Origin of the sequence: Hymenobacter bucti (assembly GCF_042681145.1) — a bacterium.
Classification (GTDB): Bacteria; Bacteroidota; Bacteroidia; order Cytophagales; family Hymenobacteraceae; genus Hymenobacter; species Hymenobacter bucti.
The window spans coordinates 900,706-923,538 of sequence record NZ_JBHUFD010000005.1; the positions used below are offsets into that span (position 1 = coordinate 900,706).

Genomic DNA, 22,833 nt, shown 5'->3' on the forward strand with positions numbered 1-22,833 from the left:
TTGACACAAAAAAGGCGCGGCCCCTAAGTAGGGGCCGCGCCTTTTTTGTGGCTGCTACGCTGCTAGGCGTTGCGCTTGGTGGGCATAGTGCCGATAATGTGGTCCCAGAGGGTGCTGCTCACGCCAAAGGCTACTTCATCCTGGCGGTAGTGGTGCTGGGCGTGGTGCGTCCACCACACTTTAAGGAAGTTTTTGGGCGGCGCGTACACGTGAATGGCGTAGTGCACAAATAGATACATGGCGTACCCAAACGTGAAGCCCGCCAAAATACCAAAGGCCCAGTTACCGAACGCAAACCGGAAAATGAAAAACAGCAGCGACGCCACAAACACTGTCAGGATGGGCGGCATGGCCAGCCGGGTTTCGTCCTTGGGGTACTCGTGGTGCACGCCGTGCATGGTGTACTGAAACTTGGCCCGGCCGGCCGTGGTGGCCGGAATGTGGTACACGTAGCGGTGCACCAAGTACTCCACAAACGAGAAAAGCAGCAGCCCACCCAAGAACAAGCCCAGCCCCGACAACCCCGCCACGAAGCCGTGCGTGATGCCGTAGTACAGGCTCACCAGGGCCGTAGCAATAAAAATACTGACCGGCAAGGCGATGTGCGTGTGCGAAAGCCGCTCCAGCACCGGGTTTTTAAACAGCTGCGCCGAGCCTTTGTGCTTGGGCCGAACTGGTGCGGCAGCCACTTTGGCGGGCTGCTCAGTAACAGTGTCCATATCCATACGAAAGCTAATAAAATCAGGTAGTAAACGGCAAATTTACGACCAACTTTGGTTTAGGTTGAAGTCGGGCTAAAGCCCGCCTCGGCCAGCGCCGCCGTGATGGCCGCTACCGTGGCGGCGCCCGAATGGCGCAGCCGAGCCTGACTATAGAACCGCTCGCGGGCGGCCAGGGTTCGGGCGAGCTGCTCAAAAAGTGCAGCTTCGGGACTTTCCTGGGCGGCCGTGGCGGCCAGCAGTGGCCGCGTGCCGCTGCCGCGCACCAGGCGCCGCACCAGCTCGGGCAGCGGCACATCGAGCCACAGGGTGAAGCCCGTACGGTGCAGCACGTCCAGGTTATCGTGAAAGCAGGGCGTGCCGCCGCCCGTGGCCAGCACCAGCGGCGGGCCACTGCGGGCGGCCACGGCGCGCAGCGCATCGGCCTCGCGCTGCCGAAAACCCGCCTCGCCTTCGGCCGCAAAAATCTCCGGCACCGTGCGCCCCGCCTGGGTTACAATGTCGGCGTCGAGGTCCCGGAACGCGCGGCCGTAGTGCGCCGCCAGGCGGCGGCCAATGGTCGTTTTGCCCGAGCCCGGCAGGCCGATGAGGTAGAGGTTATTCATTTTTTTTCGGGAAGGCGGAGAGCATCTGTCATTGCGAGCGCAGCGAAGCAACCTTTCCTTTCCGCATAGCAGACGTTCACTTACGTAAGTCAACGCGAAGGAAAGATTACTTCGCTGCGCTCGCAATGACAGACGCTTTTTACTCCTCTTTCAGTTGATTTTCACCCTAGGGTCGAGCAGGGCATACAGCATGTCCACGGCGATGTTGACGAGCACGAAAATGGCGGCCACGAAGAGCGTGGCGCCCATCACGACCGGGAAATCCAGGTTCTCGACCGCCCGCAGCGTCACGGTGCCCAGGCCCTTCCAGTTGAAGATGTATTCGATAAAGAAGGCGCCCGCCATCAGCGAAGCCAGCCAGCCCGACACCGCCGTAACCACCGGGTTGAGGGCGTTGCGCAGGGCGTGGCGCCACACGGTGCGGCCGGGGCTCAGGCCCTTGGCCCGCGCCGTGCGGATGTAGTCCTGGCTCAACACGTCGAGCATGCTGGAGCGCGTGAGCTGCATGATAATGGCCAGCGGCCGCACCCCTAGGGCCACGGCGGGCAGCAGCAGGTTGCGCAGCACCAGTTGGCGCTCGCCCGTGAAGGGGTCCGTTTCGTAGAGCTGGCCCGTCAGGCTCAGGCCCGTCCAGTGGCTCCAGTAGAAGCCAAACGTGACCGCGATGAGAATGGCCGCCACGAACGAGGGTACTGAAATACCCAGCACCGAAGTGGTCACCAGCACCCTATCGAGCCACGACTGCGGCCGCAGCGCCGCCGCCACCCCCAGGGCCACGCCGCCCACCGCCGCCAGCAGCATGGCCGCCAGCGCCAGCCACAGCGTGCCGGGGAAGTAGCCGAGCAGCAGCGTCAGCACGTCCTGGTTGCTCTGAAACGAGCGGCGCAGGTAGGGCCACTTCAGCACCAGGGCGCGCGGGCCGCCCAGCGGCAGCAGCGCCACGCCGCCGTAGCGCGCCACGCCAGCCGAGTCGCGCGGGTGCACGCCCAGCGGCGAGGCATCGTTGAGATAGCCGAGCAGGCGGGCGGGCAGCGGCTCATCCAGCCCTAGGTCGGCCCGGATGGCGGCCTGCGTGCCCACGTCGGAGCGCTGGCCCGCCAGCAGGGCGGCTGGGTCGCCGGGCAGCACATTGAAGAGGAAAAACACCACCGTGGCCACGCCCACCAGCACGAGCAGGCCCTGGCCCAGGCGGCGCAAAAGAAAGGAAAGCATAGATGCAACTAGACGCAATGAAAGGGCCGCGCCATCCCGTTTGCCACGGCGCGCCCGGTGGAGCCGCCCGCCGCTCCGAAGTCACGAAATTAGGCTGTTGCAGCAGTAATCCACCGCGCCGCCCGCGGGGCCGGCACGCCTGGGCGCCGCTTTTTGCGCTGCCTTTGACGAAAGAAACGGACAGATTACCCTGCGGCAGGGCCGCTGCCTGGTTACTACTAAAATAAGATGCCGTTGAATTATTTGTGTATATCTAAAAAATATGTACATTTATATATTACTACTCTATGTCGGTATTTAGCTCCCCGCAAGCGGGCAGCGCTACCCGTTTTTCACTTACCATTTCCCCATGCCCGCGCCATGCTACTACCCGACCACCTAGGTGCCTTCGCTATTACCCGACTGGGCAAGGGGATTAAGCTACCCTACCGGGCAGCTTCGTTCGTGATTAGGTTTTCTACTGAGCAGCTCTACCTAGACGCGGTTGCTTTTTACACGGGCACTCGCCCGGCGCCAGGGGGCCCGCTGCCCCAGCAAACCAGCTTGCAGATAGGCAGCTATGGCGAGATGGAGCTCCTGCTGATTTGGGGAGACGGCTCGCATGCCAAGCGGGACTGCATAATCGTATATTACGCAGTATCTACTGGCTCATCCGATAGCCATAAAGACCTCGAAAAGGCCCACCGCAAGCTCTTAAAAGACAACGCTAAATTCAAAGAAATAGACCCGCCACAGCCTGACTCACCAAAGCCCAGCGCGCCGAATAGCCCGGCTCCGCAAGGCGAAAAAGATGACGTACCCGAACGCAGCGCGATTGAATCTGAATCCGGCGACCAGTTTGGGCTGATGGTGAACCCGCCTTATCCGCACGGCTTTTTGCCGGGTCCGCCGTTGCCAAGGAAAGGCCACTTGCTCCCGTTGCTGCTAGGCTTTGTGGCGGGTGCGCTCGTGTGGCCAGCCCTTCGGAAGCTACTCTTTAAGAAGAAAAACCGACGCTGAATCCTTTTGAAAAAGGACCGGGGGCACGTTTCGCCGGGCGGCGCTACCCCGTAGCCCTTACGCACCGTCACGGCTCTTTTTTGGGCCACTCGCTACCTCTATTAGCTTGGTTATGAAGCGCTGGCTGGCTTTTCTACTGGCGATTGGCTGGCTGCACGCCTCCCCGCTGCGGGCCCAGACGAGCCTGACCGACAGCTTGCGCGCCTTGCTGCGCACGCACGCTACGCCGGACACTACCCGCGTGCAGCGGCTCCACGCCTTATCCAACGAATTTCTGGCGACCGACCTGCCCCAGGCAATCGGCCTGCTGCGGCAGGAGCTGGCCCTTAGCCGGCACTTGCACTATGCCCGCGGCGAAGGCCGCGCCCTGATTAGCCTAGGCACCGCGGCCCGCCTCCAGGCCAACTACCCCCTGGCGCGGCGCTACACCGCGCAGGCCCGCCAGCTCTTTACCAGGGAGCGCAACCGCAGGGGACTCGCCCAGACTTACTTGCAGCTGAGCTTAATAGAGAGCGTGCCCGGCAACAACATGGTAGCGGCCATGCGGGCCGCGCTGCAAGGCATTTCGTATGCCGAGCAGGCCGGCGACCGCGTGACCCAAGTGCAGCTGCAAGCTACCCTAGGCGGCATCTACGTGCAGCTGGGCAATTACACTGATGCCATCCCGGTGCTGCAAGCCGCGCTGAAAAACGGGCGGGCCGTGGGCGACGACTACGTGGTGGCCTCGGCGCTCAACTACCTGGGCAACACTTACAAGCTACTCAAAAAATGGCCGCGGGCCATCACTTATTTCCAACGGTCGGCGCGGCTAAACCACCAGCTGGGCGACCTCAAAAGCGCTACTACGGATGAGATAAACCTGGCGGAGCTTTATGCGCAGCAAGGCGACTATGCGCAGGCGCTGGCGCATGGCCGCACCGCCCGGGCCCTAGTGCAGGCCAACCACGACGGCTACAACCTGCCCGGCGCCGAACTGGCGCGGGCGCGGGCATATTTGTTTTTGGCCCAAACCGATAGCGCCTTGCCTTTGGCCAAGCATGGTTTTGCGCTCAGCCAGTCCGCCCACGACAACCTCAATCTTTACAACGCCAGCGACATCTTGGCCCAGGCCTACGCCCGGCTCGATTCTTTTAAGCAAGCCTACCACTACCAGCGCCTGGGTATCGGCTACCGCGACTCGCTCTCGGGCGAGGAAACGCAGCGCCGTACCAGCGCCCTACGCTACGGCTACGAGCTGGACAAAAAGCAGACGGAAATAGCCCTACTCACCAAGCGCCGGCAACTGCAGCGGCAGCAGCTGCTGGGCTTGCTAGCGGGCCTGCTGGGCACGGTGCTGGTACTGGGCTTGCTGGGCCGCAACATGTACCTCAAGCAGCGCGCCAACCGCGAGCTGAACGCGAAGAATGAGCACATTGCCCAGCAGCGCGATGAGCTTAACCAGGCTTTGCTGGCGCTGAAAGCCACCCAGGGCCAGCTGGTGCAGAGCGAGAAAATGGTGGCGCTGGCCGCCCTCACGGCGGGCGTGGCCCACGAGATTCAGAACCCGCTCAACTTCGTCAACAACTTCGCCGAAGTGAGCCTGGAGCTGGCAGCCGAGCTGGAAGAGGAGGTGCAGGAACCCGCCCGCGACGCGGCCCTCGAAGCCAGCCTGCTCAGCGACCTAAAGCAAAACCTGCGCAAGATTCACCAGCACGGCTCGCGAGCGGGCGACATTGTGAAGGGCATGCTCGAGCACGCCCGCGCCGACGCCGGCCAGCGCCAGCCCGTGGACCTGAATGCCGTGGTGCCCGACTTCCTGCGCCTGGCCTACCACGGCCTGCAAGCCAAGCACCGCGACCTAGAGGTGGCGCGCACCCTCGACCTCGACCCCCACCTAGGGCTGCTGCACGTGGTGCCCCAGGAGCTGGGCCGGGTGCTACTTAACCTATTTACCAACGCGTTTTATGCCGTGCAGCAGCAAGCCGCACACCTAGGGCCCGCCTACGCGCCCGAGGTGCAAGTGAGCACCCGCCGCCGGGGCAAGCTCCTTGAGCTGCGCGTGCGCGACAATGGCACGGGTATTCCGGCCGCCGTAATCGAGAAAATCTACAATCCGTTTTTCACTACCAAGCCCGCGGGCGAAGGCACTGGCCTCGGGCTGTGGTTTAGCTACGACATCATCACAAAGGGCTACGGCGGCACGCTCAGCGTTAATACGCGGGAGGGCGAGTTCACCGAGTTTGTGGTGACGCTGCCGGCCGCCCCCGCGGCCCCGGCCGAGGAGGCGCTGCAGGCCCCAGCCGCCGCCCTAGGTTGGGCCGATTAAGCAACCAGAAGTAGCGTGGACTTTGTAGTCCGAGCGCTCGCGCAGCGAGCATCTACGTGCACAGACGTTCGCTTAGGTTCATGCGAGCTGCGCTCGCGCTCGGACTACAAAGTCCAAGCTACGGCTGACTATTACAGTGCCTTTTCGATTTGGTAGAGCGCCGGGATGTCGTGGTAATGGTATTTGGCCATTACGATGCCGTTGTGCAGCACCAGCAGGCCGGGGTTGGCCCGAATCATAGTTTTGAGCACCGTGGCGTCGGCAAAGTAGTAGGGCGTGGCCAGGTTCATATCGTGCCGAAACGCGTCGAACTTGCCCGCGCCGGTGCTCGTAATCGTCATCACACCAATGCTCTTGCGCGACTTGGCGGCGGCGGCAAACAGCTCGTTGAGCTGCTCGAACCGCTCGCGGTCGGTCTTGTTGGTGTTTTGCACCACCAGCACCAGCTTGTTGCCGGTCAGCATTTGCTGGGTAGCGTCGTTGCCCTCGGGGTCGGTCAGGCGCAGGTCCGTGATGACGGGACGCGACTCCTCGGGGTTCAGGATAGTCATGGCCTTGTACTTCCAGGTCGAGTCGGTCGGAAACTGGTCAAACTCCTTGGTTTCAGCGCCCCGCGTGAAGGTGTAGCGGTAGCGGGCCGGCGCGGCGGGCTTCATGAGCTGGCCGATGTTGTTGCCCACTTTGTAGGGCAAAAAGTCGAAGTACGGCAGGTGCCCCAGCGCCCGCACCCCAATGCCAATGATGAGGGCACTGGCAAAGGTCATGGTCATGAGGCCCGGCGTACCCTGCACAAAGCGGTGGCGCAGAAACCGTTGGCCCGCAAACACCACGCCCCACAGCACCAGCAGCAGCATATCCTTGACAAACGAGGTCCAGGGCGTGAGCTTGACGAAGTCGCCGAAGCAGCCGCAGTCCGTCACCTTGTTGAAGGCCGCCGAGTAGAAGGTCAGGAAGCCAAAAAACACTAGCAGCGCCAGCAGCAGGTAGAGCGTGCGGCGCAGGTACCAGCGCAGCAGCAGCGCCACCCCCAAAATGGCTTCGAGCGAGCTGAGCGCGATGCTCAAAAACCGGCTCTGGTTCTTAAACCACTCAAAAAAGCCCCCTAGGCTCGGCAGGTCGAGGGCAAAAACCTCGAAGTATTCTTCCAGCTTAATGGCCGTGCCCACCGGGTCGTTGAGCTTGATGAGGCCCGAGAAGATGAAGACGATGCCAAGCAGCGCCCAGCAAATGCGGGTGAAGAGGCGCATAGAGTGAAGGGGGGTGAATGAGTGAGTTGGTGAATTGGTGAAGGAGCGAGTTGGTGAATGAGTGAAGGAGCAGCCAGTAGCTTTTTACAATTCACTCAATCACTGATTCACCAATTCACTCCTTGTCTTCCCGCAGAATGAGGGCAAACACGGCATAGTTCAGCATGTCGCGGTAGCCGCCCTCCACGCCTTCACTTACGCGAGCGGCGCCGCCGAGGTCTTCAAGCTGCTTAATGCGGTGCAATTTCATCAGGATGAGGTCGGTAATGCTTGATACGCGCATTTGGCGCCAGGCTTCGCCGTAGTCGTGGTTTTTGGCCAGCAGCAGGTCGCGGTTGGCCTGCGCCTCGTGGTCGTAGGTGGCGGCCACTTGGTCGGCGGGCAAGTCGAGAGGCGCGTCGGCAGGCAGGCGCAGCTGCATGAGGGCAATGAGGCAGTAGTTGATGATGGCCACGAACTCGCCGTCTACGTCGTCGGCTATCATCTGCTGGCCCACTTCCTGAATCGTGCGAATGCGGTTGGCCTTGATAAAAATCTGGTCCGTGACCGAGGGCAGGCGCAAAATGCGCCACGCCGTGCCGTAGTCGTAGGTTTTGGCCAAAAACAGCTCGCGGCAGCGGGCCAGGATAAGGTCGTAGTGGGCGGCGGTGGTCAAGGGTAAACGAGCGACTGAGTGAATGAGTGAAGGGCTGCCCTAGGCGAGCTTCCGCGGCGCTCCGCGTATCCTTCCGCGCCTTCCGCGGTAAAAACCATCCGGCGGGCCGGCTGTGTTTAGCGGAAAGCCCCCGCAAGTTCGCCCGCAAAGCCGGATATTTAGCCCGCCGCACCCCGCCACCCATGCCCACCCATTCACCCATTCACTCCTTTACTCATTCACTCCGCAGCCCCCACGGCCGCCTGCTCGACCTGCGCCAGCCGCAGCTAATGGGCATTCTGAATATCACGCCCGATTCTTTTTACTCCGGCTCCCGCCTCAGCCCCACCGACGAAACGGCCCTGCTGCACCGCGCCGAGGCCATGCTGGCGGCCGGCGCGGCGGCCCTCGACGTGGGCGGCTACAGCTCGCGCCCCGGCGCCGACGACATTGCGCCCACTGAAGAATTGCGCCGCCTGCTGCCCGCCATTGCCGCGCTACGGCGCGCGTTTCCAGCCGCCTTTATCTCGGTCGATACCTTCCGGGCCGCCGTGGCCGCCGAGGCCGTGGCTGCGGGCGCCGACATGGTGAACGACATCGGGGGCGGCACCCTCGACGCCGACATGCTAGCCACCGTGGCCCGCCTAGGGGTGCCCTACTGCCTCATGCACCTGCGGGGCACCCCCCAAACCATGCGCACCCTCACGCACTACGACGAGGACCTGGTGCTGACCATCCTGCGCTTTTTCCGCGACCAGCTCGAACGCTTGCGCCTGGTCAACGGCGGCCACCCGCCCGCCGACGTGCTGCTCGACCCCGGCTTCGGCTTCGCCAAAAACGCGCCCCAAAACTTTGAGCTGCTGCGCCGCCTGCCCGAGCTGGCGCCCCTGGGGCACGGCCTGCTGGTGGGCCTCTCGCGCAAGGCCATGGTGCACAAGTTTCTGGACCTCAGCCCCGACACGGCCCTCAACGGCACCACCGCCCTGCACGCCTGGGCCCTGCGCGGTGGCGCCCGCCTGCTGCGCGTGCACGACGTGGCCGAGGCCCGCCAGGTGGTGCGCCTGCACGAGATGCTGGGGTAGGGTACTTGCCCCACCCCGCGCCGCTTAATTAATAAGGGGCCTAGGGTCTGATAGCAAACGGAAATCTACTCGAATAGAATCGCCTACCGCAACAAAGAGCGGCGGCGCCTGCGACCACAGGAAGCCGACGCCCCCGCCCCGCAGCGTATGCTGGCCCGCGGCCAACTCAACGGCGTAGTCGCCCGCATCATTGGCAATAATCCCTTGCTTATCAATAACAAGTAGCGCCCCCGGCTGCCTTACTACTTGGCCATTTTCGAGCAGTAGGTCCACGTGGCCCAGGAGCACCGCCGGGCTAGCTGGGTGGGCCCGGCGATACCGCTGCACTGGCGCGGGCGGCGGCCCTAGCCAGGGAGTAGAGCTTTGGTTTTTGCCGTGCTGACGCACATACTGAGGTACTAGCTTTTGGGCCTGCCCATAGCTTTCGATGAGCAGTGGCCGGGAAGACTGGCAGCTAGCTAAGTAGCTACCCAGTAGCAGAATAAGCGTGCGCGGGCTGGGCATGGCCGCAAGGTAACGCGCCCGGCTGCATCGTGAGCTGTGCCACTGGCGCCAGCACGCATCCTCTAGCAGGAGTTGGGTAGACTACTAAGCTGGGCTGCTGCTTAAGCGAGGTTGTAGGTTTCTTTGCTACTTCGATTGCCCTACTCCCCGCATGAACCTGCCCTATCCCTTTTACTTTCTGCACCTAGGCTTAGTTGATGTGGCCGATGTGCTGCTGGTAACGGTGCTGCTCTACCAGCTCTACAAGCTGCTGCGCGGCTCGGTGGCGCTCAACGTGGCACTCGGGGGCCTGAGCGTGTACCTAGTTTACCTGCTCGTGAGCGTGCTGGGGCTGGGGCTGCTGTCGTCCATTCTGGGCGAGTTTATGGACGTGGGCGTGCTGGCGGGCATCATCTTGTTTCAGCAGGAAATCCGGCGGTTTTTGGTGAATGTGGGCAAGGTGGCGCTGGAAGGCGGCGGCCCCCTAGGGTGGTGGCGCCGCGAAAGCAGCTCCGATGCCCGCCTGCCGCTGGCCCCTTTCGTGGAAGCCGCCAAAACCCTGGCCACCCAGGAAACGGGCGCCCTCATCTGCTTCGCCCGCGCCTCCGACCTGAGCGCCTACGCCGAATCGGGCGACCTGCTCGACGCCGAGGTGAGCAAGCGCCTGCTACTGGCTATTTTTCAGAAAACCAGCCCCTTGCACGATGGCGCCGTCATCATTGCCCAGGGCCGGCTGCGGGCGGCGCGCTGCATCCTGCCCGTGAGCCAGAACCCCGAGGTGCCCGCCGCCCTGGGTTTGCGCCACCGGGCCGCCCTGGGCCTCACCGAAGCCACCGATGCCATTGTGCTGGTCGTGAGCGAAGAAACCGGTCAGGTAAGCCTCGTGCGCCAGGGCGAAATCTACCGCAACCTGACGCCGACCGAAGTAAAAAGCCGCCTGGGCGAGTGGCTGCACCCCAGCGGCCTGGCTGCCACGGCCACCTAGGGCGTAGGCTGTAGCCCAGACTCGCAGAGTCCAGGCTACAGCCCTGGCAACTACTCGGCACGCCTACTATTTTTACTAAACGCGCCGTACTTTTGGGCTTCCTAAAAAGCCCGAATTATGTTTATTCTGACTGCCAGCCGCCGCGCGGTTCTCAGCGCGGTAGCCGATGCGTTTATTCCGGCCAGCGCGGGGCCACCAGCGCTGCCTTCGGGCTCAGCTCTGCTTGATTTTGAGCAGGCTACGCTGGCTATTCGGGCGCAGCCCCTAGGTACCCAGGCCGAGTTTGGCAAGCTGCTCGACCTACTCGATAAGCCCCTGCTGGGCCTGAGCTGGCTGGGGCCGCTGCGGCCCTTTTGGCAGCTCACGCCGGCGCAGCGCGAGCAGGTGCTGCTGAGTTGGGCGGGCTCGCGGCTCTCGCCCTTGCGCAAGGGGTTTCAGGCGCTGCGCAAGCTCTGCATGTTCTTGTACTACGGCAGCAGTCCGGCCGATGGCCGCCCCCACCCGGCCTGGGCGGCGCTGGGCTACCCCGGCCCCGCGCTACCGCTGGGCAGCGATGGGCCGCCGGTGACCGCCGCGCGGCCCATCCGGCCGCTCACGCCGCTAACTGACACTAGTTACGACTGCGAGGTGCTGGTAATCGGCTCGGGGGCGGGGGGCGGCGTGGTGGCGGGCGAGCTGGCCCAGGCCGGCCACGACGTGCTGGTGCTGGAAAAGGGCCCGTACTTCGACGGCGCCGACTTTACCCAGCGCGAGGCCGACATGCTGGGCCAGCTTTACGAAGCCCGCGGCGCCCTCAGCACCCAGGATGGCGGCATCAGTCTGCTGGCCGGCTCGTGCCTGGGCGGCGGCACCACCGTCAACTGGGCCGGAGCGTTTCGCACGCCCGACTACGTCCTCGACGAGTGGGCCCGCGAGCACGCCGCGCCGCACTTCACGTCGGCCACTTTTCAGGCCAGCCTCGACGCCGTGGCCCAGGCCCTGAGCGTGAACACCGACTACCCGCGCCACAACGGCCAGAACCAGGCCCTGCGCGATGGCTCGGCCCACCTGGGCCAGGCCACGCACCTCATTGCGCGCAACGAGAAGGGCCTGAGCGATTCCGACGCCCATTTTCAGGGCCTAGGGTACTCGTCATTGGGCGATGCGCAGGGCATCAAGCAAGGCACCCTCAACACCTACCTGCGCACCGCCGTGGCGCACGGCGCCCGCATCTTGCCCCGCACCCGGGCCCTGCGCGTGACCACCGCCGCCGGCCGGGCCACCGGCGCCGAGGCCGAGCACACCACGGCCGCGGGCCAGCCGGTGCGCATCACGGTGCGGGCGCGGGTGGTGGTGGTGGCCGGGGGCGCCGTGCACACGCCCGCCCTGCTGCTGCGCAGCGGCCTGCGCCACCCGCACCTAGGGCAGCATTTGCACCTGCACCCCACCGTGGTGGTGGCCGCGCACTACCCGCACGCCATGCACTCGTGGCACGGCCCGAGCATGAGCATCGTGAACGACACCTACACCCGGCTGCACGGCACCAACTACGGCGTGAAGCTCGAAACCCCGCCCACCCACCCCGGCCTGCTAGCCATGGTGCTGCCCTGGCGCGGCGGCCAGCCGCACCGCCAGCTGCTGCACGGCGCCGACCACCTAGGCTCGTTTATCGTGCTTACCCGCGACCGCGACGGCGGCCGCGTAACGGTAGATAAGCACGGCGCGCCGCTGATTGACTACGCCTTGTCAGACTTCGACCGGGCCAATATGCTGGTGGGCGTGCGGGCGGCGGCCAACATCCACGTGGCGGCCGGGGCGCACACCGTGTACCTGCCCCACGGCACCGGGCCCACGCTGCGCGCCGCCGCCGGCGTGCCGCACAACCCGGAGGTGCTCACCCAGCTGCCGCAGCTCGGCTGGCGGCCCAACCAGTTTGGCCTCTATAGCGCGCACCAGATGAGCAGCTGCCGCCTGGGCGGCCTGGCCGCCACCCACCCGGTGCGCCCCAACGGCGAAACGGTGGAAGTACGGGGCCTTTTCGTGGCCGACGGGTCGGCCTTCCCGGCGTGCAGCGGCGTCAACCCAATGCTCACAATTATGGCACTGGCGCACTATTTAGCCCAGGATTTAAAAAATAATCTGCCCTCTTAGGGCCTGCAGCGCCCTTTTGGTTGACCTGGCACCTAGGTCTGCCTGCGGGCGCCGTGCGGCGGCAAATTAATGCCACCACTTCACTGCCAGCGAGTAAGCTACCAGCACCCGCCAAAAGCAAGTTTTATCCAAACTATTTTATTTAAAATTTTATCGCCAAAGTACAAATTGCATTATTTTTAAACGCTGCATAACCAGTACGTTAACTTTCTAGCTGCTACTTATATTTGCTATTCGTCCGCCTATCCTATTATTTATATGCCGCTTGATTCTAGTCCCGTTACGTCTGCTGCCTCCCTACCCCCACCCGATGAGGAGCACGCCCGGCAAGTGTACGCCGAGCTGCAGCTAGCGGAACTTCAGCAGGCCCTGGCGGCCACGCAGGCGCAGGTCGCCATTCAGCACAATCGCTACCTGGCCCTACTCGAAAAGCTGCCGCCCGGCGCTAGTCTGCCGGGCCCCGCCGGCCAGGTGCGGCACTACCCCGTGTACAGCGCCGAGGCCGAGGCGCTGCCCGCCACGCCAGCGGCCCCGGCCAGCAACGCGCCGCAAATGCCACTGCTCACCCGCCTGCTCGAGCACAACCCCAACCCGGTGCTGCTGCTGACGGCCACCGGCGAAACCCGCTACGCCAACGCCGCGGCCCTGGCTCTGGGGCCAGCCCTGCGGCACGAGTCGCAGCCCAACGGCTACCTGCTGCCGCTGGTGCGCAAGGCCCTGCGCACCGGCGCCACCCAGCAGCAGGAAATAGCCCTGGCCGACCGCTGGTATTTGCTGCAAGCCGTGCCCGGCCCCGGCGAAACCTGCGCTACGCTGTACCTCACTGACTGCACTTCGGTGCACTCGGCCGAGCAGCGGCTAGCCGAGCAGCGCGAGTTCTACGAAACCATTCTGCACGAGCTGCCCATCGAGGTGGCGGCCTTCGATACCGAGCACCGCTATCGCTTCGTGAATGCTAGCGAAGTGCCCGACGCGGTAGTGCGCGACTGGGTGGCCGGCAAAACCAACGAGGCAGCCTGCGCCCACCGCCAACTACCGCCCGAGCTGGCCGCCGAGCGCGACCGCCATTTTGCCCTGGCCGTGCAGCAGCGCACCGAGGTGCAGTGGGAAGAAGTGCTGATGACCCCGGCCGGCCCCCAGCGCATTTTGCGCCAGCTGCGGCCCGTGCACGGCCCCGGCGGCGAGCTGCGCCTGCTGGTGGGCATGGGCCTCAACGTGACCGAGCGCTACCAGGCCGAAAAGCAGCTCGTGGAGCAGCGCGCTTTCTACGAGTTCATCTTCAACCAGCTGCCCTGCGACATCGACATCTTCGACGCGCAGTTCCGCTACCTATTTGTGAATGAGTACGGTATCACCGACCCCGCCCTGCGCGAGTGGGTTATCGGGCGCGATAACTTCGAGTATCTGGCGCGCACCGGCTGGCCCCGCGCCATGGCCGAGGAGCACCACGCCCGCCTCGAGCAGGCCGTGCGCGAGCGCCAGCTCGTGACCTACGCCGAGAGCTTTGCGCGCCCCGAGGGCACGCGCCACTTGCTGCGGTTTTTGCAGCCGGTTTTCCACGCCGATGGCTCGCTCTACCTCGTCCTAGGGTATGGGCACGACATTACGGAGCAGGTGCTGGCCGAGCAGGCACTGACCCAGGCCAAGCTGGTGGCCGAAGAATCGGTGCGGGTGAAGGAAACGTTTTTGGCCAACATGAGCCACGAAATCCGCACGCCCATGAACGCCATCTCGGGCATGAGCCAGCTGCTGGCCAAGACGCCGCTCAGCCCCATGCAGCTCAACTACCAGCAGGCCATCGCTACCTCGGCCGATAACCTGCTGGTTATCATCAACGACGTGCTCGACTTGTCGAAGCTCGAAATGGGTAAGCTGACGCTCGAAACCATTGGCTTTGCGCCCACCGAGCTGCTCTCGCAAGTCGAGCAGACGCTGCACTTCAAGGCCGCTGAGAAGGGTCTGAGCTTGGTGATGGAGCTAGGGGCGCAGGTACCGCCCGTGCTCCTCGGTGACCCCTCCCGCATCCGGCAGGTGCTGCTCAACCTGGCCGGCAACGCGCTCAAATTCACCGAGAAAGGCCACGTCACCATTGCCTGCACGCTGCAAGCGGCCGACTTCGACGGACCGCACGGTACCGTGGCGGTCGAGTTTCGGGTGACGGATACGGGCATCGGCATCGAGCCCGAGTACCTCGATACTATTTTCCACGAGTTCAGCCAGGCCGACTCGTCGGTATCGCGCAAGTTTGGCGGCACGGGCCTGGGCCTAAGCATCTGCCGCAACCTGGTGCAACTGATGGGCAGCGAGGTAAAAGTGGCCAGCCGCAAGCACAAGGGCACCACCACACGCTTTGGGCTGCGCCTGCCCGTGGGCGCCGCCCACGACCTGCCGCAGCCCAAGCACCCCACCGCCGAAGCCACGGTACTGCGCGAGCACCTGCGCAACAAGCAGGTGCTGCTGGTCGAAGACAATTTATTTAACCGGCAGATTGCCAGGTCCTTCCTGGCTCAGGCCGAGGTGCAGGTGACCGAGGCTGAACACGGCGCCCGCGCCGTGGAGCTGGCCCGCCGCCAGGACTTCGACCTAATTCTGATGGACGTGCAGATGCCCGTGATGGATGGCTACGCCGCCACCGCCGTGCTGCGCAAGCAGTTGGGCATTACCACGCCCATTATCGCCCTCACGGCCAACGCCATCAATGGCGAGCGTGAAAAGTGCCTGGCCGCCGGCATGAACGGCTACCTCGCCAAGCCCTTCCAGGAGGCGCAGCTGCTACACGTGCTCAGCGACTGGCTACTGCCCGCCGAGTACACGGGCCCGCTGGCGCTCAGCGCCTTGGCTAGCATCGAGCGCCCGGCGGCGGGCACCGCCAGCCTCTATTGCATCAACGACCTATTGCAGGCCGGGCAGGGCGACCCCGAGTTTGTGGTATTCATGCTGCACACCTTTCTGGAAAGCTGCCACGAAGCCTTGCAGGAGTTGCACCAAGGGCTGCGCGAAGCCAACCTGGCGCAGCTCAAGGGCACGGCCCACATGCTCAAGCCCAGCTTGCAGCACCTCAACGCCTGGCAGGCGCTGCCGCCCGTCGAAAAGCTCAACAAATGGGACGGCGAGTTTCAGCCCGAGCCCTTGCGGGGCATCGTGAAATCAGTGGAAGGGCTCTTGGGGGAAGTGATGGCCCAAATCAACCTCGACTTGCAGGAAGAGCGCGTATTAACCCGAACCATTGCCGCCTAGGTAGGGCTGCGCGCTCAACTACTTAGGGTGCGCGCCCTGGGGAGTACGCAAAAAGCCGGCGCGCCACGCGCCGGCTTTTTGCGTACTAGAGGTTTTTCACCTCGCTCTTCCATGTTTGCACCTCGCCTATTCAGCCGGTTTGGCTACGCGGCCTTGCTGCTGTTCGCCAGCAGCTGCGCCATTTTTCACCGCCACCGCGATGAGGCGCCCGCCCCGCCGCCCGTAGTGGTCGAAGCGGTGCGCACGCCCGACTCGCCCACGCCCCCCAAGGCCGCCCGCGACCTCGCCGACGCCATGACTACCGTGTTGCACTTGCCCGCCGAGCAAACCAGCCAGCTGCGTCAGATTCTAAACTCGACGGTGGAGCAGGCCAACGCCGCCCGCCAGCAGTATCCTGCCCAGTCGCCCCAGCTCACAACGGCGCTCCAGCGCATCAATGCCAAGTCGGGCAGCCAGCTGCGCACGCTGCTCGGCCCCGCCAAGTACAAAGAGCTGCAAACCAAGCAGCCCCAGATTCAGGCCGAGATGCAGCAGCGGCAATAGTTGCCAAGCGTTCCGACGCAACCCAGCGCCAAAAGCTAGTAGCGCGAACTTTGTAGTTCGCGCTACTAGCTTTTGGCGCTGAAACCGTATCAGCTCACCGGCAGCACGCGCAGCGGGGCCACATCGGTATCGTCGTAGAGCTCGCGCAGCGGCAAAACCAGCCCTAGGTCCAAGATTTTCAGTACGCCGTCGAGACCCGTGAGCAGTGTATAAATCCATTGCCCAGCCTCATCGCGTCGAAACCACTCGACTATCCAGGCCGACTGCGAAATCAACAAGTAATGCCGCAGGCTGGGTAGCTTTTGGTAGTGCTCAAACTTAGTGGTGCGGTCGTACTCAGCTGTAGAAGGCGACAAAATTTCGGCAATCAACACCGGCTGGCGCACTAAATAAGGGTCATGGTAGTCAGCGGGGTCACAGCTAACTAGTACATCAGGATAGGTGTAGTAATTATTTTCCTTTACCTCCAGGCGCACATTTTCATCAAAAAGGCGGCAGCCGCGCTGGCGGATGCCTGCACGCAGCCCGGCTATCAAATTACCTTTTATCAGGTTATGCGGCTTAGACGCCCCCGCCATTGCAAACACTTCGCCTTCAAAGTACTCGTGACGCATTTCGCTCTGCGCTTCCAAAGCAAAATATTCGGCTGGCGTGTAACGACGAGTTTGAACTTCGGCTTGTCCCATAGCTGCTGCTTTTCAAGCAAATATACATCTCTACCCATAGGTAGCAGCCTACAAATACGTGAGCAGCCAGCCTATCAGGCGCTTCACGCCGGTGGTGTAAGGCGGGTACATGGTTTTGATGCCGGTGCGGCCGATGCGCTGCTGCAACACCGACTTCTCATTGCTGAACGCCAGGAAACCTGCGTGGCCGTGGGCCTTGCCCAGGCCCGAGTTGCCAACCCCGCCGAAGGGTAGCTCGGGGTGCGCCAGTTGGATGATGGTTTCGTTAACCGCTGCGCCGCCCGCCGCAATGTTGTCGAGCAGGTAGCGGCGGTTTTGCTTGTTGGTCGTGAACACGTACTGCGCCAGCGGCTTGAGGCGGGCATTGACGTAGTCGGCGGCCTCGGCCGGCGTGTCAAAGGCGATAACCGGGAGGATGGGGCCGAAAATCTCTTCTTCCAGTACGGCCGCGCCCGCGGGCACGTCGGTGAGGATGGTGGGCTCGATGTAGCACTGCTGCTCCTCCACGCCGCCGCCGGCGGCTAGGGTGGCGCCGCGCATTTCGGCGTCTTCGAGCAGGCGGGCCAGGCGGGCGTAGTGGTGCTCATTCACGATGCGGGCGTAGGACTCTGATTGCCGTACGCCCTCGCCCTGCGCATTGTAGTACCTGGTAATGGCAGCTTTCATTTCGGCCACCAGGTCGGCCTGGGCGCTGGCTTGCACGAGCACGTAGTCGGGCGCCACGCAGGTTTGGCCGGCGTTGATGAACTTGCCCCACACTATTTTTTCGGCGGCGTCGCGCAGGTTGGCGGTGGCGTCCACGATGGCCGGGCTCTTACCGCCCAGCTCCAGCGTCACGCTGCTGAGGTACTCGGCGGCGGCGCGCATTACCACCTTGCCAATCTGGGGCGAGCCGGTGAAGAAAATATGGTCCCAGGGCAGGCGCAGCAGCTCGGTGGCTACGTCTTTGCCGCCTTCCAGCACCAGCACTTCGCTGGGTAAAAACAAGTCTTCGCACAGCCGGCGCAGCAGGGCCGAGGTGGCGGGCGTTTGCTCGGCGGGCTTGATAACGACCGCATTGCCGGCCGCGATGGCCGATATCAGCGGGTCGATGGCCAGGTAAAACGGGTAGTTCCAGGGTGCGATGATGAGCACCACGCCCTTGGGCTCGACCTGCACCCAGCCTTTGGTGCCCATCAGGGCCAGCGGGGTGCCCACGCGGCGCGGGGCCAGCCACCGCCCTAGGTGGCGGCTGGTGTGCTTGAGCTCGACCAGCGAGGCCCAGATTTCGGTGACGTCGGTTTCGGCCGGCGGCTTGCGAAAATCCTGGTACAGCGCCTGCTGAATGTCGGTGCGGTGCGCCGTGAGCCAGTCGGCTAGCCGTTGCAAGCGCTGGCGGCGGGCGGCGGCGGCCTCGCGGCGCAGGGCGGGCGCTTGCGCCCGCAACGCCTCAAACTGGGCCTGAAAGCGATTGGGCGCGCTGGCGAGGGTAGGAAAATTTGGGGTAGCAGTCATTATCACAAGGCTACCTAACGGCGAATCAGGCTCAGTAGTTGCCTGGCTTTCTGCGCACTACACCCAATATTCATCTTCCTGCCGACGCAGAATATTACGCCTAGGTTACCTTTGTCAAAATATTATACGGTCGAGCTCGTCAGCACCTCGGCCCGGAGCAGCGCGCGGGTGAGCAGTTATTTAGTCTACTAGTTTTGGTGAAGTTTACGTTTTCCCGCCATCCGGGCCGGTGGTTATTGGGAGCTTTTTGGGCACTGGCCCTGTCGGCCAGCGCCGCGCCCCGCCCAGCGGTATATTACCCCGCCGACTCAGGCCAAGTGGCCGCCCCCGACACCACGAGCCGCCCCGCGGCCGACCTAGCAGCCCCTGCCGACTCGGGCAAGCTCAAGGTAAAAATAAAGCCGGGGCACCGCCCCTGGCGCACCGACTACACGGTGGCGCCCGGCGTCACGTACCACTACGAGCGGCCGGGGCAGCTGCGCTGGCTGCTGCACATTCCGCGCGACATCGTGCAGTTTCCGGGCACCTATTTTAAGCGCGATAACGTGCCGGCGTTCGTGGGCATTGCCCTCAGCTCGCTGGCGCTGTACGCGGCCGACGACCAGATTATCAACGGCGCGCAACGCTTTGGGCGCTACGTTGGCCTGGACAAGGCCGACATCCAGAACAATCTGTTTTACATTCCGATACGCCTGGGCAGCACCAAAGTACCGCTGGAGCTGAAGGTGCCGGGCAACCTCAACAGCACGTTTTACTACCTAGGCGACGGCTGGACGCATCTCACCATCGCCACGTCGTTTTTGGCCTACGGGATAATCAAGAAGGACAACCGCGCTTCCCAAACCGCTTCCCAGCTCGGCGAGGCCATCCTGAGCACGGGCGTGGTGGTCCAGGCCCTCAAGCGCACCACCGGCCGCCAAAGCCCGTTTCGCTCGACCCAGGACCGGGGCCGCTGGTTTTTGCTGCCCGCCTACAAGTCGTACCAGAACAACGTCTCCAACTACGATGCCTTCCCGACCGGGCACCTGGCCACGGCCATGGCCACCGTCACGGTCATCGCCGAAAACTACCCCGAGTACAAGTTTATCCGGCCCGTGGGCTACAGCCTGATGGGCGTACTCGGCTACGCTATGCTCAACAATGGCGTGCACTGGGCCAGCGACTACCCCCTAGGCATTGCCATCGGCTACGGCTTCGCCAAAATAGCAGTGCGCAACGGCCGCACCCGCGTGCCCGAGCCCGCGGGGCCGAGCGCGGGCGGCACCGGCTGGCAAGCTCCCGCCCACCCAAAGCCCTGGTACCGGCAGCCCCAACTTAGCCCCTACACCCTAGGGCCATTTCGGGGCCTGAGCGTCAGCTGGCTACCTAGGTAGGCGTTCCCGCTTACTAAACATAAAAGCGCCCCGGCTCAGGTGAGCCGGGGCGCTTTTGCTTTGCAGGACGTCTCTAGGGCTTAGAACAAGCCCTTTTTCACGGTGCGGTTACCGTTCTCGTCGATTTTAATTTTCGTGCCGTCGGCGCGCTTGATTTTTACCGAGCCGTCGCTTTCGCGCTTGATTTTAGCGCCGTTCTCATACTTTACCTTGTGGTCACCGTCGCCTTCGCGCTCTAGCTTTTTGATGGCTGAGCCCTGGCCTACGCGGGTGCCGAGGCTAGGTTTAGCCGCCGTAGCCGCCGTGGCAGCTGCTGCCGTGTAGGGGCCGTTGTAGTAAGTACCCTGGCTGGTAGCGTAGGTGTTGTACTGAGCCGGGTCCACGATGGTTTTTATCTCGCTGGTAGTGCGGTCGTTTACGGCCTTGAGGGCGGCGTAGCGGCCGGTGGTGTCGCTGGCGTACTGGGTATCCAGGTCGCGCAGGGCGCGGCCGCGGGTGTAGTACGCATCCTGAAGGCGGGTTTTGATGGCCGCATCGGTGGTTTTTAGGTCAGTAACTACTTGGGTAGCCAGCGCGTCGGCCGAGGTGCGGTAGGCCGCAGTGTCTACGGTCGTCGTTTGCTCGCCAGCGGGCACGGTGGTCGTTTCGGTAGTTTCGACTTTCTTCTCTTGCGAGCAAGAAGCAGTAGCAAAGGCCGCAGCGGCGGCTACTAACAGGAGTTTGGTGTTCATTGGAAAGAGCTAGTCAGGTCAAACAAAGCGCGGCCCTAGGCCACGAACAGCGGCTAATACGCAACCCCCGGAAACGAGGTTGCCAGCCCTTTATTAAAAGGCTGGCAACTAACAATACATACTAGCTCTAAACCTACTTACTAGGCATTTACCACCGAGCCACCGTTGGGGTGCAGGGTCTGGCCTGAGAAGTAGGAGGCGTCTTCCGAAGCCAGGAACACGTAGGCGGGCGCCACTTCGGAGGGCTGGCCGGCGCGGCCCATGGGCACGTCGTGGCCGAAGAGCGGCAGCTTGAGCAAGCCCACGCCCGTGATGAAGGGCGTCCAGATGGGGCCCGGCGCTACCGAGTTTACCCGGATGCCCTTCTTAATGAGTTGCAGCGACAAGGCCCGCGTGAAGGCCTCGATAGCCCCCTTGGTAGAGGTGTAGTCGAGCAACGCCTCGTTGCCCTTGTAGGCGTTCACCGAGGTGGTGTTGATGATAGCGGCGCCTTCTTTCAAGTGCTTCAAGGCCGTGCGCGTGATGCGGAACATGGCGATGATGTTGAGGTTGAAGATGCTATCGAGCTCATCGTTGGTGATGTCTTCGAGCGAGTCGTGCCAGTTTTGCTCGGCGGCGTTGTTGACGAGCACGTCGAGCTGACCGTATTCGGCCACGGTGCGCTCCACGATTTCTTCGCAGAAGGCGGGCACTTTGAGGTCGCCGGGCAGCAGCAGGCAGTGGCGGCCTTCGGCCTGCACCAGCTGCTGGGTTTTTTCGGCGTCTTCCTGCTCGGTGGGGAAGTAGCAGATGGCCACGTTGGCGCCTTCGCGGGCAAAATGCACGGCCACGGCCCGTCCAATGCCCGAGTCGCCACCCGTGATGAGGGCCGCTTTATTCAATAATTTGTCGGCGCCTTTGTACCCTTCGCGGATAAATTCGGGGGCGGGCGTCATTTTATGTTCGAGGCCGGGGTGGCCGGCGCCGGCATCCTGCTTCTGCGGCGGGAAGATGGTGGGTTTGTCAGACATAGGGGATTGAAACGAGTAGTGTCGAGGTGCTACAACGCAGGAATTCCCAATGGGTTAGCTTATTCAGCAATCGCCATAAAGCGATTTTGCAAGTCATGGCCGCCCTGGGCCCGACCTTTGGGCGGCGCACTGGCGAGCTTAACTAAGCGCTGCCGGGCGCCAGTCAGCTCTATGGAAGCCGTTTTACCAATGCCGCCGGCGGCCGCGCCGGAGCCTACGCCCGGCCAGGCGCGGCGCGCCATTACCTTGTTTTTTTTAGTGTCGGGCTTTGGGTTTGCTACCTGGGCCTCGCGCATTCCTACCATTCAGCACCACCTAGGGCTCAACGAGGCCGAGTTGGGCGGCGTGCTGCTGGCTATGCCGGCCGGGCTCATGCTCACGCTGCCCGTGACGGGCGTGCTGCTGCGGCGCTTCAGCAGCCGGCAAGTGATGCTGGCGGGGGCCATTCTCTACAACCTCGTGCTGGCCCTGCTGGGGCAGGTGGCGCACACCTGGCAGTTGGTGGCGCTGCTATTCTGCTTCGGCTCGTCGCGCAATCTGCTCAACATCTCTATGAATGCGCAGTCGGTAGGCGTGCAGGCGCGCTACGGGCGGTCCATCATCGCCTCGTTTCACGGGGTGTGGAGCGTGGCGGGCTTTGCGGCGGCGGCCCTTGGCACGCTGCTGGTGGGGCGCGCGGTGGGCACGGGGCCGCACTTCGCGGCGGTGGCGGTGGGGCTCACGGGGCTGGCGGCGCTCAGTTACCGGCACAGCCTGGCCCTGCCGCCTAGCCCGCCCACGGCGCGCAAGCCCGGCTTTGCCTGGCCCGACAAAACGCTGCTGGGCTTTGGCCTGGTGGCGTTTGCCAGCATGGCCTGCGAGGGCGCGCTCTACGACTGGAGCTCGATTTACTTTGAAAAGGCCGTGCTACTGCCCAAGACTTCGGCCACCCTAGGCTTTGCTACCTACATGGTAGCCATGACGATAGGCCGCTTTAGCGGCGACTGGCTGGTCAACAGGTGGGGGGTGCGCCGGGTACTGCTTTGCAGCGGCGTTCTCATTGGGATGGGCCTCTTGCTGGCGGCGCTGCTGCCGCTGCCGCTGGTGGCGGGGGCTGGGTTTGTACTGGTGGGCCTAGGGGTGTCGTGCGTCATTCCGCTGCTGTTTGGGATGGCGGGGCGGCTGCCGGGCAGTTCAAGTGCCACGGCGGTGGTGGGCGTTTCGACCGTTGGCTACTTTGGCTTTCTGTTTGTGCCGCCGGTGGTGGGCTTTATTGCCGAGGTAGCCAATCTGCGCTGGTCGTTTGGCTTGATGGCGCTGTTTGGGGCGCTTATCGTGTGGCTGGTGCGCCGCCTGCCGGCAGTAGATTAGCCGCTGCT

Annotated in this window: 19 protein-coding genes; 9 read left to right on the forward strand and 10 right to left on the reverse strand. The window is 63.4% G+C overall.

The features are described from left to right. Positions 1 to 62: 62 nt before the first annotated feature. From ACFSDX_RS15915 to ACFSDX_RS15925, 3 genes are all read right to left on the reverse strand, one after another. Positions 63 to 719, reverse strand: coding sequence for a sterol desaturase family protein (locus ACFSDX_RS15915; RefSeq protein ID WP_382315257.1), 657 nt, complete (start codon positions 717 to 719; stop codon positions 63 to 65). A gap of 59 nt (positions 720 to 778) precedes the next feature. Continuing rightward, complete coding sequence (locus ACFSDX_RS15920) at positions 779 to 1,324, reverse strand: shikimate kinase (protein ID WP_382315259.1); 546 nt, start codon at positions 1,322 to 1,324, stop codon at positions 779 to 781. Between the two features lie 150 nt (positions 1,325 to 1,474). Then, the gene (locus ACFSDX_RS15925; RefSeq protein WP_382315261.1) at positions 1,475 to 2,536 is read right to left on the reverse strand and encodes an ABC transporter permease; all 1,062 of its coding nucleotides are present in this window, start codon (positions 2,534 to 2,536) and stop codon (positions 1,475 to 1,477) included. Positions 2,537 to 2,764: 228 nt separating this feature from the next. Between ACFSDX_RS15925 and ACFSDX_RS15930 the strand changes: the two genes are divergently transcribed. Together ACFSDX_RS15930 and ACFSDX_RS15935 are read left to right on the forward strand one after the other, a co-directional pair. After that, complete coding sequence (locus ACFSDX_RS15930) at positions 2,765 to 3,535, forward strand: hypothetical protein (protein WP_382315263.1); 771 nt, start codon at positions 2,765 to 2,767, stop codon at positions 3,533 to 3,535. Between the two features lie 112 nt (positions 3,536 to 3,647). Continuing rightward, on the forward strand, positions 3,648 to 5,840 hold the full coding sequence (locus ACFSDX_RS15935; RefSeq protein ID WP_382315265.1) for a tetratricopeptide repeat-containing sensor histidine kinase: 2,193 nt from the start codon (positions 3,648 to 3,650) through the stop codon (positions 5,838 to 5,840). Between the two features lie 131 nt (positions 5,841 to 5,971). Here ACFSDX_RS15935 and ACFSDX_RS15940 read toward each other — a convergent pair whose 3' ends face one another. Together ACFSDX_RS15940 and ACFSDX_RS15945 are read right to left on the reverse strand one after the other, a co-directional pair. Next, positions 5,972 to 7,087 carry a BT_3928 family protein gene (locus ACFSDX_RS15940; protein ID WP_382315266.1) on the reverse strand — a complete coding sequence of 372 codons (1,116 nt, stop codon included), beginning with the start codon at positions 7,085 to 7,087 and terminating at the stop codon, positions 5,972 to 5,974. A 115-nt stretch (positions 7,088 to 7,202) separates the two neighbouring features. Further along, entirely contained in the window at positions 7,203 to 7,742 is a 540-nt protein-coding gene (locus ACFSDX_RS15945) for a DUF1599 domain-containing protein (protein WP_382315268.1), read from the reverse strand. Between the two features lie 182 nt (positions 7,743 to 7,924). On the opposite strand from ACFSDX_RS15945, the gene folP reads away from it, so the two are divergent. Further along, positions 7,925 to 8,803 (forward strand): dihydropteroate synthase, encoded by an 879-nt coding sequence (folP, locus tag ACFSDX_RS15950; RefSeq protein ID WP_382315270.1) that lies wholly within the window; start codon positions 7,925 to 7,927, stop codon positions 8,801 to 8,803. Positions 8,804 to 8,827: 24 nt separating this feature from the next. Here the strand turns inward: folP and ACFSDX_RS15955 are convergent, their stop codons facing one another. After that, positions 8,828 to 9,307, reverse strand: a complete 480-nt coding sequence (locus tag ACFSDX_RS15955; protein ID WP_382315272.1) for a carboxypeptidase-like regulatory domain-containing protein — start codon at positions 9,305 to 9,307, stop codon at positions 8,828 to 8,830. A gap of 151 nt (positions 9,308 to 9,458) precedes the next feature. Between ACFSDX_RS15955 and cdaA the strand changes: the two genes are divergently transcribed. From cdaA to ACFSDX_RS15975, 4 genes are all read left to right on the forward strand, one after another. Further along, positions 9,459 to 10,271: a diadenylate cyclase CdaA gene (cdaA, locus tag ACFSDX_RS15960; RefSeq protein WP_382315274.1), complete on the forward strand. Its 813-nt coding sequence runs from the start codon at positions 9,459 to 9,461 to the stop codon at positions 10,269 to 10,271. 117 nt (positions 10,272 to 10,388) lie between these two features. After that, complete coding sequence (locus tag ACFSDX_RS15965) at positions 10,389 to 12,401, forward strand: FAD-dependent oxidoreductase (RefSeq protein ID WP_382315276.1); 2,013 nt, start codon at positions 10,389 to 10,391, stop codon at positions 12,399 to 12,401. A 258-nt stretch (positions 12,402 to 12,659) separates the two neighbouring features. Continuing rightward, positions 12,660 to 15,638, forward strand: coding sequence for a response regulator (locus tag ACFSDX_RS15970; RefSeq protein ID WP_382315278.1), 2,979 nt, complete (start codon positions 12,660 to 12,662; stop codon positions 15,636 to 15,638). Between the two features lie 111 nt (positions 15,639 to 15,749). Continuing rightward, the gene (locus tag ACFSDX_RS15975; protein WP_382315280.1) at positions 15,750 to 16,181 is read left to right on the forward strand and encodes a hypothetical protein; all 432 of its coding nucleotides are present in this window, start codon (positions 15,750 to 15,752) and stop codon (positions 16,179 to 16,181) included. Between the two features lie 89 nt (positions 16,182 to 16,270). Here the strand turns inward: ACFSDX_RS15975 and ACFSDX_RS15980 are convergent, their stop codons facing one another. Both ACFSDX_RS15980 and ACFSDX_RS15985 read right to left on the reverse strand, forming a co-directional pair. Further along, on the reverse strand, positions 16,271 to 16,867 hold the full coding sequence (locus ACFSDX_RS15980) for a Uma2 family endonuclease (protein ID WP_382315282.1): 597 nt from the start codon (positions 16,865 to 16,867) through the stop codon (positions 16,271 to 16,273). Between the two features lie 48 nt (positions 16,868 to 16,915). After that, positions 16,916 to 18,361 (reverse strand): aldehyde dehydrogenase family protein, encoded by a 1,446-nt coding sequence (locus tag ACFSDX_RS15985; RefSeq protein WP_382315284.1) that lies wholly within the window; start codon positions 18,359 to 18,361, stop codon positions 16,916 to 16,918. A 197-nt stretch (positions 18,362 to 18,558) separates the two neighbouring features. On the opposite strand from ACFSDX_RS15985, the gene ACFSDX_RS15990 reads away from it, so the two are divergent. Next, positions 18,559 to 19,734: a phosphatase PAP2 family protein gene (locus ACFSDX_RS15990; protein ID WP_382315285.1), complete on the forward strand. Its 1,176-nt coding sequence runs from the start codon at positions 18,559 to 18,561 to the stop codon at positions 19,732 to 19,734. A gap of 80 nt (positions 19,735 to 19,814) precedes the next feature. Here ACFSDX_RS15990 and ACFSDX_RS15995 read toward each other — a convergent pair whose 3' ends face one another. Then, complete coding sequence (locus tag ACFSDX_RS15995) at positions 19,815 to 20,465, reverse strand: hypothetical protein (RefSeq protein WP_382315287.1); 651 nt, start codon at positions 20,463 to 20,465, stop codon at positions 19,815 to 19,817. A gap of 140 nt (positions 20,466 to 20,605) precedes the next feature. Continuing rightward, entirely contained in the window at positions 20,606 to 21,475 is an 870-nt protein-coding gene (locus ACFSDX_RS16000; RefSeq protein WP_382315289.1) for an SDR family oxidoreductase, read from the reverse strand. A gap of 171 nt (positions 21,476 to 21,646) precedes the next feature. Between ACFSDX_RS16000 and ACFSDX_RS16005 the strand changes: the two genes are divergently transcribed. Further along, entirely contained in the window at positions 21,647 to 22,825 is a 1,179-nt protein-coding gene (locus ACFSDX_RS16005) for an MFS transporter (RefSeq protein ID WP_382315291.1), read from the forward strand. Positions 22,826 to 22,833 lie beyond the last annotated feature (8 nt).